Consider the following 13,817-nt stretch of genomic DNA (forward strand, 5'->3'; position numbering starts at 1 on the left):
TGTATAGTAGTAGCGTGAAAAAGAGAATCGTACATATTATTGGAGTCGATGAAGCCGGTAGGGGTCCATTAGCGGGGCCTGTAGCGGTTGGTGCGGTGCTTGTACCCGTAGATTTTAACTGGGCGCATATTCCGGGAGTGGGGGATTCGAAGAAAGTAAAGGCGGAAAATCGCGAAGCGATTTTCCGCCTTGCCGCACGTCTTCGTAAAGAGGAAGCCCTTAATTTTGCTACCGCACTCATACCCGCATCGACCATCGACAAAATCGGTATTACGCACGCGGTACAAAAGGGAATTGTGAAATGTCTGGCGACCCTTGATGCTTCCCCTAAAACCACCATGATTCTTCTCGATGGACTTCTCCACGCACCCTCTGAATACATACACCAGGAGACTATTATAAAAGGAGATGCAAAAGAGAAGGTTATTGGACTCGCCTCTATTTGTGCGAAGGTCACACGCGATGCACACATGGTGCGTGTTGCGCGCAAACACCCTGAATATCTCTTTGATATCCACAAAGGCTATGGAACCAAAAAGCATATTGAGGCAATCCTCACTCATGGCCTCTCCCCAATCCATCGCCGTTCCTTCACCAAGAGATTCCAGTAGGAGATACCCCCGGTAGGTCTTACGTGTCTCTGGTGGCAAATACCCCCAAAATCCAAGGATTATATACCCTGTCTTTTCTATTGCGTTTTAGAAGATATCTGCTATAGTTCTCCCACTATGGTTATACGAATGCGACATACACGGGCCCATACAGGGAACCGTCGTTCACACCACGCAATAAAAGCGGAGACACTTTCAAAGTGTACGCACTGTGGTGCTTCACGCCGTCCACATCACATGTGTCTCGAGTGTGGTTACTATAATGGTCGGCAGGTCATTGACCTCGCTGCCGAAAAGGCGAAGCGCGATGCACGTATCAAGGCAAAGCACGAGCAAATCAAAAATGAGCTTGGCTCGTCACCCGAAGTACCCACTCCCGTAGCAGAGACGAAAGAAATTCTTTCAAAAGAGAAATAACCCAGAGAGAAAAGAATCCACAACGTCCCCAGAAATGGGGACGTTTCAGTAGGAAAGTCTGATACACTAGTGGGTAGTAACAGTTCATTATTTTTTATGGCAAATCGGCACCTTTCAAGATCAATCGTTCTTCAATCACTCTTTGAGTGGGATTTAAATAGTATAGAAAAAAGCGCAATGGTGGAGACCCTCATGCGCAACGTCGAAGAATTTGCACCCAACAAGTCCGATACGCCATTCATGGAGAAGCTTCTTGATGGTGTACTCCAAAAGCAATCTGAGTTAGACCTCATCATCGAGAAGGCTGCACCCGAATGGCCTATCGATAGAATCGCTCCTGTAGATCGCAATATTCTCCGTCTCGGTCTCTATGAACTGCTTTTCTCAGACCGCAATGAAGTACCCGCAAAAGTCGCTATCAATGAAGCCATTGAACTTGCGAAGCAGTTTGGTGGAGACAATTCAAGCCGTTTTGTAAACGGTGTACTTGGTGCCGTATATAAAGAAATCGGGGAGCCAGGCAAGGAAGAAAGTTCCAAGATTAAAAAGAAACGCGAAATTCCTTTTGAGCAGATGGACATTGAGCGTCTCGCAGGGGCTGTCGTGTATGCAATTCACGAGGGTACGATGTACCTGGCCCTCGTCCACGATATCTTTGGTCATTGGACGCTCTCAAAGGGGAAACTTGTTGAAGGTGAAGAAATTGAAGCAGGCACAGCGCGTTCAATTAAAGACGAAATAGGTCTCACCGTTGAACTTGAGACCGAACTTGGTAAAAATGAATATGTTGCGTCGCATCCTGAAAAGGGCAAGGTGCGCAAGCAAGTCGTATACTACCTCGCACGTGCGCCATACGAAAATCTCGCCCTCGAAGAAAAGGGAGGACTCGATGCGGCACAGTGGTTTAAGGTTGCCGATATTCTCGAACTTAACTTTTATGAAGATATTTTGCCCATTGTTACCAAGGCAGTCACGGTACTCGTGAGTAGGAAGTAGGATGTTGAATAGAAAATAGAAAATAGAAGATAGAAGATAGAAAATAGAAAATAGTGAATAGAAAATAGAGCCTGAAATACTCTCGATATTACCTGCTATTCCCAATTTTACATATTTCTGCTACCCTACGCCCATGACAGACCCACAAAATATCAATGCAAGCCTCACTAAACTGGAAACACTCATTGGAGTGACTTTTGATGAGCGGAAGCATCTCCTCACTGCAATGACCCATCGCTCGTATCTCAATGAGCATCGTGAGGCCATGCAGGCTCATAATGAGCGGTATGAGTTCCTTGGTGATGCTGTTCTTGAACTTATTATTACTGATTTTCTTTTTCATAAATATCCCGAAAAGCCTGAAGGGGAACTCACGGCTATTCGTGCAGCACTCGTGAATACCAACTCCCTTGCTGAGGTATCGGCGAAGCTCAACATTAATGAATACCTCTTGCTTTCAAAAGGTGAAGAGAAAGACACGGGCCGCGCACGCCAGTACATTCTTGCAAATGCATTTGAGTCTATTATTGGTGCCGTGTATCTCGATCAGGGGTATGAGGCTGCAAAGGAATTTGTGGGGCGTAATCTTTTTGATAGGACGGATACTATTGTTGCAAAGCGCCTTTGGCAGGATGCAAAGAGCCGCTTTCAGGAGTTAGCGCAGGAACACTCAAATATCACTCCCAACTACGATACATTAAGTCAAACAGGCCCCGATCATGATCGCATCTTCACGGTAGGTGTTTTTCTCGGTTCTGAAAAAATTGCCGAAGGAAAAGGACGCTCAAAGCAAGAAGCCGAACAAGTTGCTGCAGAAGCAGGCGCAGTGGTAAAGGGTTGGCTCTAGACAGACTATAAACACACCCCGTATTCTCAGTAGAATCATATGATAGAATGTTTATATGAGATGTATTAAGATTTTTTTTGCATGATATATAATAAAAAGGGGTTTTCGCTTATTGAGATAATCGTTGCAGTTGGGATTGTACTTGTACTTGCGTCTATTGTACTTATCAGTGTAGGAGAAGCAAGAAAAACTGCGCGAGATTCTCAACGTGAAAATGATATCAAACAGATTGTACTTGCGCTTCGTATGTATAAGGAGATGAATTCCGAAGTTCCCGTGTCATATGGGGGGATTGTTATTGGTGAAGGTGGTTCGCTCGACAATGCAACATCAGGCCTTGGGCCATATCTAACAGCCATTATGCGCGGTGACCCACGGGGAAGTACAACTGATACAAAATACGAGTATGTTTATGACAGTGTCTACACTTGTAACGGCATAGATTACACAGTCGTGTATGTAAAAACTATGGAGAGAGAGAGTGGAGGAAATTGGGCATCAGTGTGTGGTACCTATAGTGGTGGGACAAGCCCGAGCACCTATGGAGTCATCATAGGCCCTGCGTATTATGGTATGAGCGCCTAAATTAACTCTATTCATAGAAAAGTGGATCACATCGATTTACGTAACCTAAAGGAAATAGCTATAAAAGAAAAAGGTAATTCTCGTGTTGTTCATTAACATCCCTACCTATACAAAAGAAAAGTTGCGGGGTGGTCAGAAATTAATGAGCTTTAGTGAATATAATTTTTGAACCCGCTTTAAAATGCATACCCAATACATTTTAGAACATATTGCGTAAGATGTGCATATATGATTTCTATATTCAGGCTGGTACTCATGATAGAATAAAACAATGAGAAATTTCTCTCTACAAAGAAAAGGCTTCACACTCATTGAGTTACTCATGATTATTGCAATCATTGGTTTTATTGTGACGATTGCGTATGCAAATATGCAAGATGCAAAAAAGCATGCTCGTGATGAGCAACGTATGAGTGATTTAAAAATCGTGAAAGTTGCGTCTCGTTCATATCAAGATTTTATCTCTGATGGAATATTACCCCCAGCAAATCCTGCAGAAGTTCTGGGTGATGGAGTTGGTTTTGATACGACTATTGCTCCCTATGTTACGGATATAATAAAAGACCCAATTAATGCAGGCACGAATCAGTATTATTACCGAAGTGCATACACCTGTGCAGGGACCCCACACACAGTTGTTGTTGCGCTTTCTATGGAGATTGCAAGTAATGGTAATTTTGCAGCTGTCTGTGGCGCGGGACCGTATGCTGATGTTGCTTCTGGCGTTACCCCAACATTGGCATCGTACGTGATTATTCTTCAGTAACTATGTACCTTAAAGAGCTCACTATTCACGGATTCAAATCATTCGCGCGTAAGGGCGAACTTGCATTCACGACGCCGATTACTGCCATAGTGGGTCCAAATGGGTCGGGGAAATCAAATGTCGCAGAGGCATTCCGATTCGTTTTGGGTGAACAGTCCATCAAGTCACTTCGGGGTAAGAAGGGTGAGGATTTAATTTTTAATGGCTCAGAGAGTGTCTCACGTGCCAATAGGGCTTCGGTGACGATTACACTTCTCAATCCTGCGAAAAATGGAACGCGCGTTTTTCCTCTCGATTTTGATGAAATTATTGTGGAGCGTGTGGTCAATCGCGATGGTGTGAATGAATATGCGATTAACGGTTCTAAGACCCGCCTCAAGGATGTGCAAGAACTTCTTGCGTCAGCCAACATAGGTCCCACGGGGCACCATATTATTTCTCAAGGTGAAGCAGATCGCATTCTTTCTGCAAGTGCGCGTGAGCGCCGCGAAATGATAGAAGATGCACTCGGACTTAAAGTATTTCAATTCAAAAAAGCTGAGAGTGAACGCAAACTCAAAAAGACGCGTGAAAATATTTTGAACGTTGAGTCACTTCGTCGGGAGGTTGCTCCGCATCTTAAGTTCCTTGAGCGTCAAATAAAAAAGATTGAACGTTCCGTGGCACTCCAAGAAGAATTACAGATTGTCTATGCTGATTACCTTAAGCGCGAGGATACGTATATCGCGTACCACTATGATAGATATACAGAAGCGAGGCGTATCCCTCTTGCGCGCCGCGACGAGCTAGCTACGCTTCTCACACGCGCCAAAGAAAAACTTGTTGTACGCGAGCACGACGATACACGTGATGCACTCATTGCACTCGAAACACGAATTCGTGATGCACGTCATGCACGACAAGAAGTCGCCCGTACTATTGGGAAGATAGAAGGACAAATCCTTTTTATAGAACGACAAATTTCTGAAAAGAAAAAGAAACAAGAATCACAGTCATCGGAGCCGATTCCGCGAGGAGAAGTAGAAAAGGTGCTTATGCAGGCAGAAAAACTTTCAGAGTCTGCACACGCAGAAACTGATGTCGAAGGTTACGTACGTGCGCTTCACGATATTCTTCATGCGCTCAAAAAACTTCTCACACACAACTATGCGAATACGGATGCGCAGGACGAGGTGCGTGATTTGGAACATGAACTTCATACGAAACAGAAAGAACGTGAGCATGTGGAGGAACAGTCTCTGCACATCAAGGTTGATGAAGAGAAACTTGCGGAAGAGTACGAAAGCCTGAAACGAAGTATTGAATCAGAGCAGACGGAGAGTCGTGAAGCAGAACGTGAGGTCTTTGCCATTATGAATGAGCAACGGGAAGTAGAAAAGTCTATTGATGCAATCGATCGTGAACTTATTGTCCTCGAGCGTGACAGGCAAGAATTTAAAAGTGAGTTACAAGAAGCAGTGTCGCTTATTGGTCGTGGTGCGAGCATGTATTTTGAGTATGTGGTGACGGATGTAGAGGGAAAACCACTCTCGAGCGATGTACTTGTAGGTGAGGACCGAACTCTTCAACGAAATAGAAAACATGAACTCGAACGTATGAAAATACGCCTTGAGGAACTCGGTACTGGCTCAAATGAGGACGTGCTCAAAGAGTATAAGGAGGTAAAGGAGCGAGATGAATTTCTCGTCCATGAAGTTGCCGACCTCACAGAGTCGGTTACAAAACTTGAAGCACTTATTGCAGAATTGACGAGTGATTTAAATGCACAGTTTGTGAGTGGTATTGAAAAAATAAGTACGGAGTTTCATACATTCTTCACGCTTATGTTTGGTGGCGGTAGTGCAGACCTCGTACGCGTGAAACCGAAAGTGGTACAAAAAAGCGAAGGTGGCCTCGAAGAGGAAGGTTCTGAAGAAATTATGGAAGAGAGCGAGGAGGGAATTGAGATTGATGTGAAGCTTCCCAACAAGCGTGTACGTGGCCTTGATATGCTCTCAGGGGGCGAACGGGCACTTACCTCGATTGCCCTCATTTTTGCGATGAGTCAGGTGAATCCGCCACTCTTTGTGATTCTCGATGAAACCGATGCAGCACTCGATGAAGCAAATAGCCGCCGCTATGGTGAAATGATTTCTGCACTTGCACAGAAGTCACAGTTGATTCTTATTACTCACAACCGTGAGACTATGGGACGCGCCGGTGTGCTCTATGGTGTGACTATGGCAGGTGATGGAATCTCAAAACTCCTCTCTGTAAAATTTGACGAAGCAGTGAGCGTGGCGAAATGAAATAGGACCACGAGCGCGTAGCGCTCGTGGTCCTTTTACAATGCTACTGATTCTTCGCAGCAGCAGGCACTTGCAAGTACAGGTGCCGTATTTTCGACATCACTGATACTGCCGCCTGCATACGGATGGAATTGAGACAAATAGTTCTTTAATTGCTCATCGTTCACCTGCCTTGAAAAATGTACTTGGGCTTCATAGCGACCGGGTTCACGCTTTGGTGTTTCTAAGACAACAAACGCAAATATCTTTTGCAGTGCCGTCAAAAAATCAGTGATTCCGAAATCCGTCCCCGTGACAACGAGTGTGTACTTGACCATTTTGAACTCCTCTACGTTGATGATACAAACATGTTTAGTTGCATGTATGCGGCCATACTATTTTGTCAGCAAAATTTTCAAAGTCCTTTCTTGTAATCCCTCTCCTCTGTAGAAGTGACGTGAAGATTATGTAACAAATATTGGTTTTACGCAAATGCAATTTCTCTCGTCGGGAATTGAAACAATTGAAAAGCCCCCAGAGAAATATGAATCTGGGGGACTTTAGCTTGGTTTAATGGAGGACACTGTAGAACCATCCCCCGACACGCGAGATCAACGTCTTCTTCGAGAAGTATTCCTTCACTCAGAATGTGAAGCCAAAACTTTTCTTGACTGAATTTTTCTTTATAAACGATAGAGAAGTTGTACTTTCTATGAAGTGTCTTGCACAACTCATCCAAAACTGCATCGTCGAGCATGTGTAGCTCTAGGATACCTTCTGTTTTGCAGCGATTACTGTCATGTGCGATGGTCTTCACGACGTTCTCCTTTCAAAAAAACATTAAATTGACAATCTATATTATACAATAGATGCAAGAAAAAGCAAGACATCGTGCATATCATTCTGTTGAAATGATTCATGTCTGAATGAAGACACACTATGCTCCTATTTTCCAACGAGTTCGTAGTCAAGGACACGTTCCTCCATGTCGGCGCGCGTGAGTTTGATACGTATTTCACCACCGAGTGTGTAGGTGACTCCGGTACGATTACCCCGGATGCGGTATTTTGTGGCTTCGTGGGTGAAGAAGTCACCTTTAATACTTGAAAGACGAATCATACCCTCACAGCGTGAGACCTTGTCTTCAACATACATCCCCCAGTCGGTGACACCGGTGATAATGCCGTCAAACTCTTGTCCAACTTTATCAAGCATATACTCTACTTGCTTGTATTTTATAGAATCGCGCTCTGCGGAGACTGCAGTCATTTCACGTTCTGAGGACTGGATAGAAAGTTTTTCGTACTTCGCAATTTCGCGACCTTGAATTATGGAGCCATCGAGGTGCTTGCGCAAAAGGCGATGTGACATCAAGTCGGGGTATCGTCGAATCGGGGAGGTGAAGTGTGTGTAGTATTTAAAGGCAAGCCCGAAGTGTCCAATATTTTTGGTTGTGTAGACTGCCTTTGCCATAGAGCGAATCGTCGCGGTCTTGATAAGGTTTTCTTCAGGAGTACCTTCAATAGATTTAAGGAGCGCATTAATATCCTTTGCTTGGATAACGCCTTTTTTGGTATTGAATTCATGACCGAGGGCGCGAAGGAAAATACCAAGGGATTCGATTTTTTCAGGGTTTGGGACATCGTGTACGCGGTAGACAAACGCCGCGTCGCGGCCGCTTTTCTTGGTGTGCTCATACACAAATTCCGCAACGCGGCGATTGGCGAGAAGCATGTAGTCCTCAATCATAAGCATGGTTTCGGTACGTACTTTAGTATAGACACGAATAGGCTTGCCGTTTGGGTCGAGTTCAAATTTTACCTCAGGCTGGTCAAAAGCAATCGCACCATCAGAGAATCGTTGTTTGCGGAGGATGCGTCCTATATCCATAAGGATACGTAACTCGGTATGCATGACTCCTTCGCCTTTATCGAGCACTTCCTGTGCCTCTTCATACGAGAAGCGTTTATTGCTATGAATGATGGTCTGACCAAACCACTCACCATGGGTATTACCCTGTGCGTCCATTTCAAAAACTGCCGAGAAGGAAAGTCGGTCTTCATTGGGGCGAAGGGAACAGAGGTCGTTACTGAGTACCTCAGGGAGCATAGGAATCACGCGATCGACGAGGTAGATAGAGGTACCACGTTCTTGCGCCTCAGCGTCAATAATGTCTTCCTCAATTACATAATGTGATACATCGGCGATATGAATACCAATCTCATAGTTACCATTGGGGAGTACGAAAAATGAAATAGCATCATCAAAGTCTTTTGCGTCGACGGGGTCAATGGTGCAAGTCGTACGGTCGCGCATGTCGCGTCGTTTTGGACTTTGCCCCAGGACACCCTCTCTGCCTTCGGCATTCACCTTGTCACCAAGGGTCGCTTCCACTGCATCAGCAAAAATTTGCTCTTTACGAGCATAGAGTTCCTGTCCGGCTTTTGCGACGTGCTCAGGGAAGTTTTCTGAAAACCCGCCACCCCGAATAATCGCCTGCATTTCGGTCTCGTGGTCACCCGCGCGCCCAAGGACTTCCACAATGGTGCCAATGGGGTCGGTAAGAGGATTCTTCCACGCATCAATGTGTACTACTACCTTCATACCATCGTGGGTGTCTGTGGCACCAGGGAGAATGGGACGAATATGAATACGCTTGTTGTCGGGGAGGAGGCGGTAGGCACCCATCTTCTTTTGGACGGTACCAATGAACTCAGTGTGCTTTGGCGTGACTACGTGCACGACAGCGCCCTCTTGGCGCTTCCCGGTGACTTTTGGTTTCAGTTCAATTTCGACGATATCGCCGTCGAGTGCGAATGAGAGTGCTTCGGTAGGGATGACTATGTCTTCCTCTTGGTCGGGTAGGGCAACGTAGCCAATACCTTTTCCACGAATCATAATAACCCCTTCATATATTGCTGTATTCTTTTCCATGTGGTCTTGATAGTATCACGGACTTGCGTCCGGAACCATATAGGTGTAATCTCCCAGATTAGGAGCGGAAGAAATCAATCTTGAGATTCCTGTACAGGACATTTGTATTGGAACAACCAGTATGCAAACCGCCGATTTTTTCGGTTGAAGGTGATCTAGGCATACATCCATGGGTGCTATATTTCGAATGTAAGACAGATACTAATTGCCGGAATTGCGGTCCGCAAGAAAACTGCCTTTTCACGCGTTATCGACTCTTGTGCATCTAAGGCTAAACCGTTCCTCCCCTTCGTACAAAGGCCAGCGACCCCCAAAAGGGAAGCTGGCCTTTTTTCTATAAAACTGCCGACATCGTAAGTCGGCAATCAAAATTGTAGATTGAGGACGATTAATATTGCCGACTTACGATGTCGGCAATATTGGGGTTTAAGTGGCTCATACTCGGGGTTGACCTTTAGTACTCATTCTGGTATTGTTCACCCCACTATGTTAAAGATGCGTTTACAACGAATTGGTCGCAAGAATAACCCTTCATATCGTGTTGTTGTTACTGACTCTCGAAATGCCCCTTCACGCGGGCGTCATGTTGATTTCATTGGTTCGTACGACCCACTCCTCGGACGTTTTCAAATTGATGCCGCAAAGGCAAAGCATTGGCTTAGTCATGGCGTACAGCCTTCAGATACTGTGTACAACTTCCTCATTTCAGAAAAGATTATTGAAGGAAAGAAGAGGAATGCACTCTCACGAAAATCTCCAATCATTGACGAAGCAAAATTGAAAGCAGAAGCAGAGGCAAAAGCCGCTAAGGAAGCCGCAGAAAAAGCAGCCAAGGAGGCCGCAGAAGCACCTGTAGAAGTAGCACAAACTCCCGCAGAAGAGACAGTCGCTGCATAATACTCAAACCACACAATACGCGCACATGAGAATTCTCCTCATGTGCGCGTATTGACGTATAGCCTCTACCTGCTACCATTCTCTATAGTACGTTCCTGATAATGAACGTAGATGGACGCTTAACAGAATAAGTTCTCAATTCACATAGTATGGAGTTAGATCAGCAATTTCTCGAACAAGTGGTAAAGGCACTTGTCGACCACCCAGAAACCGTAAAGATTAATCGAACCGTTGACGAGATGGGCGTATTGCTTACCTTGGATGTACACGCAGAGGATATGGGAAAGATTATTGGACGTTCAGGAAACACCGCAAAGGCAATCCGCACACTCCTTCGTGTTGTGGGTATGAAGAATGATGCGCGTGTTAATCTCAAGATTAATGAACCAGAAGGTGGTACACGCTCAGTCCCTTCAGCAGTTGCTGCTGATATGGGCGCTATTGACGGTGGTGCCGATGATGCACCAGCCGCTCCAAAATCTTTGGATGAAGCCATAGATGGCTTACGCATCTAGCAACTTGACCCTGAGTATCTAAACTCGTTCACCTATTGTCTTGTTGCGACCAGAAAATTCCCAGCGGAATTTTCTTACGGCTTCGGCAGCGACAAATCAAAAACGTCAGACATCCGTCTGACGTTTTTGATTTGACCGGCTCGATGCCTGCAGATGTTCGCAACAAGACAATAGGTTCACTTCTGTAAATCTTCGTCGCGCGGTTATTCGTTTGTTTAAATGGGGGAGTTGTGTAAGACTATTTGTATGATTAAGGGTATTGATTATACGGGAATAACCATTTCTTTTTATTGGGGGGGAGGAAAAATTTTTTTTTCGCCCCCCCCCCCCCCCAAAAAAGGGGGGGGGGGGGGGGGGGGGGGGGGGGGGGGGGGGGGGGGACAAAAGTAAAAAAAAAAATAGGGGGGGGGGGGGGGGGGGGGGGGGGGGGGGGGGGAGAAAACCCCCCCCAAGGGGGGGACTGGGGGGGGGGGGGGGGGGGTTCCCCAAAAAAAAAGGAAAAAAAACCCTCTCTGGTTGGTTTCCGGTTAAAAGTTGTGTGGAAAAGAGCCCCGACCAAAAAAAACAGCCGGGAAGGGGGGGGGCCCGGGGGGGGGGAACACCCCCTTTTCCTTCCCCTTGCGGGGGGGGGGCGGGGGCAAATCTTTAGAAAAAAAGAGCCCTTAACCACTAGTCATCATCATGCATTTTCACGTCATAACCTTATTTCCCGAAATCTGCGAGGCATATACCGATTCGTCTATTCTTGGTCGTGCGCAAAAGACGGAGAAGGGAAAAGGTGCGAAGCATCGTGGAAAGAAAATCGAGGTGACGTACTATAATCCTCGTGAGTACACGACCGATAAGCACCACAAAGTGGATGACCGTCCTTATGGCGGGGGCCCAGGAATGGTGATGTACGCAGAGCCCATACTCAAAGCGTGGGAAAAGGCAGTGGGGCGAAAAAAGGATAAGGGGAAAGTGAAGACACTCATCATGTCACCCCGCGGTGCGAAGTTTGATACCGCAATGGCAAAGAAACTTGCAGGGAAGTATGAGCACCTCGTACTTATCTCAGGCAGGTACGAAGGTATTGATTCGCGTGTCCTTCAGATACTGAATGCAGAGGAAGTCTCTGTGGGTGATTATGTGCTCACCGGAGGAGAACTTCCCGCACTCGCTATCATTGACTCCATTGCCCGCCAAGTCCCCGGAGTCCTTGGTACCTTTGAATCTCTCGAAGAAGAACGTATCTCAAGTGGGGAAATGTACACCCGCCCCGAGATCCTCACATACAAGAAAAAAGAATACAAAGTCCCACCGGTCTTTCTCTCGGGGGATCACAAGGTGATACAGGAGAGAAAAAAAAGTAATTAAATTTGATAAAACACTTCAAGGGCTGCGGGGTTTGGTGTGGGGTGATACGGTATGCACAGTAGTCTGTCTCCACCTCGTCATTGATGATTTGCCTTTCCGTACTATACTTACTGTATTAACTCTATAACTATTAGATATGGACAATGCACTAGTGGAGTATGTTGCGAACCGTATACGAGCCGGTGTTACAAAGGCAGAAGTGCAAGAAGAACTGCTTGCCGTCGGTTGGTCTGAAGAGGAAAGTGCGCATGCATACAAATCAGCGCTTGTCGTATTCGGTACACCAGTTCCCACTGAAGGTAATCGTCAAATATTTACGAAGAAATCTTCGACGGTTGATGTGGTGGTCAATTTTTTCTCTTTCATTCTTCTCGGTATCACCGCCACATCTCTTGGAACGCTTTTCTACCAAGTCATCAATAAGTTCATAAAAGACCCACTCGATGCCACCGTCCATTATTGGTATGATTCTTCTTGGCAGACCGATGTTATTCACTATGCAATTGCCGCACTCCTCATTGCGTACCCGCTCTACTTTTTCGCCATGCACATCTGGTTTAAGAAATTCAGAGAAGATGAAGGACGTTCTGAATCAAAACTCACCAAGTGGCTTACATACCTCGTGTTACTCGTTGCTGCGGTCACGGTAGTCGGAGATCTTATTACTGTCGTATACAAGATGTTGCAGGGAGAAGCATCAGCACGTTTCTTCTTGAAAGCACTCACTATCCTTGTTATTGCAGGAATGATATTTGCGTTCTATTATCTGGAACGAAAGAAAGTCCAGTATCAGTTAGATATACCTCGTTCAATCTTTAAGTCCCTCGGTATGTTCACAACAGGTCTAGTGACTGTGGCGATTGTTCTCGGTTTCTTCGCGGGCGGTTCTCCGAAGACAGAGCGAAATCGGACGTTTGATGTGACCCGTGCAAGCGACCTCACTAATCTTGTAAATTGTGTTTCTTCCTATGCGATTACTTATGAAGTACTTCCCGCAACACTTGATGATCTTAAAAATTCACGCGATTATTATTGCAATGCATCGATGACCGACCCAGAAACAGGCACAGCATACACATACCGTATTGTGACACCAAGTACTATTCGAGGCACTGAGCGAGTGGGTGAGTTTGAACTTTGTGCTACATTTGCACTCCAATCAGAGAAAGCAAATGGCAATTCATACTATTATGGTAACAGCGAACAATGGTCTGAACATACAGCGGGCCTCAATTGCGATACAATGGATGCTCGAATTGGTGACGCGTACCCCATGCCAACAGGAACAACCGGTGCACCTACTAATTGGAATTATTAATGTATTTCTACAGATGATACACTCGCTTGACCTTCGGTAAAGGAAATGTCTCAGGATATTTCTCGTGAGTATGATGCTCAGGAAGTGATGTTTAGTGAGTCAATCTCGAGTACCTCAAAACTCTTATTCGATACCACAACAAGAACCACAAATCCTTTCTCGGCACGAACTTTTGCAGGGCACGCATAAGGCATGAAAACTAAAAGCAATGCTTTTAGTTTCCAGGCCTTTGCTCCGCTCCTCCCCTGAGCGACTTACAGTCGCTGTTCAGGTTGTATGATATTTTTCGTAAACTCAAAATATCGACA

The 13,817-nt window shown here is 45.6% G+C and carries 14 protein-coding genes; 11 read left to right on the forward strand and 3 right to left on the reverse strand.

Annotation, left to right across the window (positions count from 1 at the left end):
• Nucleotides 1-14 precede the first annotated feature (14 nt).
• From IPH92_00210 to IPH92_00240, 7 genes are all read left to right on the forward strand, one after another.
• Nucleotides 15-611, forward strand: a complete 597-nt coding sequence (locus tag IPH92_00210) for a ribonuclease HII (protein QQR64994.1) — start codon at nt 15-17, stop codon at nt 609-611.
• Nucleotides 612-728: 117 nt separating this feature from the next.
• Nucleotides 729-1,028: a 50S ribosomal protein L32 gene (gene rpmF / locus IPH92_00215; protein QQR64995.1), complete on the forward strand. Its 300-nt coding sequence runs from the start codon at nt 729-731 to the stop codon at nt 1,026-1,028.
• A 96-nt stretch (nt 1,029-1,124) separates the two neighbouring features.
• Nucleotides 1,125-2,024, forward strand: coding sequence for a transcription antitermination factor NusB (nusB, locus tag IPH92_00220; protein QQR64996.1), 900 nt, complete (start codon nt 1,125-1,127; stop codon nt 2,022-2,024).
• 133 nt (nt 2,025-2,157) lie between these two features.
• Nucleotides 2,158-2,871 carry a ribonuclease III gene (gene rnc, locus IPH92_00225; GenBank protein QQR64997.1) on the forward strand — a complete coding sequence of 238 codons (714 nt, stop codon included), beginning with the start codon at nt 2,158-2,160 and terminating at the stop codon, nt 2,869-2,871.
• Nucleotides 2,872-2,952: 81 nt separating this feature from the next.
• The gene (locus IPH92_00230) at nt 2,953-3,456 is read left to right on the forward strand and encodes a type II secretion system protein (protein QQR64998.1); all 504 of its coding nucleotides are present in this window, start codon (nt 2,953-2,955) and stop codon (nt 3,454-3,456) included.
• A gap of 271 nt (nt 3,457-3,727) precedes the next feature.
• Nucleotides 3,728-4,222: a type II secretion system protein gene (locus tag IPH92_00235; GenBank protein ID QQR64999.1), complete on the forward strand. Its 495-nt coding sequence runs from the start codon at nt 3,728-3,730 to the stop codon at nt 4,220-4,222.
• Between the two features lie 2 nt (nt 4,223-4,224).
• Nucleotides 4,225-6,510, forward strand: a complete 2,286-nt coding sequence (locus IPH92_00240) for an AAA family ATPase (GenBank protein ID QQR65000.1) — start codon at nt 4,225-4,227, stop codon at nt 6,508-6,510.
• A 35-nt stretch (nt 6,511-6,545) separates the two neighbouring features.
• On the opposite strand, the gene IPH92_00245 is transcribed toward IPH92_00240, so the two are convergent.
• The 3 genes from IPH92_00245 to rnr form a co-directional block, all read right to left on the reverse strand.
• Nucleotides 6,546-6,827 (reverse strand): hypothetical protein, encoded by a 282-nt coding sequence (locus IPH92_00245; protein QQR65001.1) that lies wholly within the window; start codon nt 6,825-6,827, stop codon nt 6,546-6,548.
• A 146-nt stretch (nt 6,828-6,973) separates the two neighbouring features.
• Nucleotides 6,974-7,246, reverse strand: a complete 273-nt coding sequence (locus IPH92_00250) for a hypothetical protein (GenBank protein QQR65002.1) — start codon at nt 7,244-7,246, stop codon at nt 6,974-6,976.
• A 188-nt stretch (nt 7,247-7,434) separates the two neighbouring features.
• A complete protein-coding gene (gene rnr, locus IPH92_00255) occupies nt 7,435-9,423 on the reverse strand; it encodes a ribonuclease R (GenBank protein QQR65003.1) in 1,989 nt (662 codons plus the stop codon).
• 486 nt (nt 9,424-9,909) lie between these two features.
• Here rnr and rpsP point away from each other — a divergent pair, with 486 nt between their 5' ends.
• The 4 genes from rpsP (at nt 9,910) to IPH92_00275 (ending at nt 13,509) form a co-directional block, all read left to right on the forward strand.
• Nucleotides 9,910-10,320: a 30S ribosomal protein S16 gene (gene rpsP, locus IPH92_00260; GenBank protein ID QQR65004.1), complete on the forward strand. Its 411-nt coding sequence runs from the start codon at nt 9,910-9,912 to the stop codon at nt 10,318-10,320.
• Between the two features lie 149 nt (nt 10,321-10,469).
• A complete protein-coding gene (locus tag IPH92_00265; protein ID QQR65005.1) occupies nt 10,470-10,835 on the forward strand; it encodes a KH domain-containing protein in 366 nt (121 codons plus the stop codon).
• A 681-nt stretch (nt 10,836-11,516) separates the two neighbouring features.
• Nucleotides 11,517-12,191, forward strand: a complete 675-nt coding sequence (gene trmD / locus IPH92_00270; protein ID QQR65006.1) for a tRNA (guanosine(37)-N1)-methyltransferase TrmD — start codon at nt 11,517-11,519, stop codon at nt 12,189-12,191.
• Between the two features lie 136 nt (nt 12,192-12,327).
• Nucleotides 12,328-13,509, forward strand: coding sequence for a hypothetical protein (locus tag IPH92_00275; protein QQR65007.1), 1,182 nt, complete (start codon nt 12,328-12,330; stop codon nt 13,507-13,509).
• Nucleotides 13,510-13,817: the final 308 nt, after the last annotated feature.

Source organism: Candidatus Kaiserbacteria bacterium, assembly GCA_016699245.1.
In the GTDB taxonomy this organism is placed as follows: Bacteria; Patescibacteriota; Minisyncoccia; order Phycocordibacterales; family UBA918; genus Damh-18.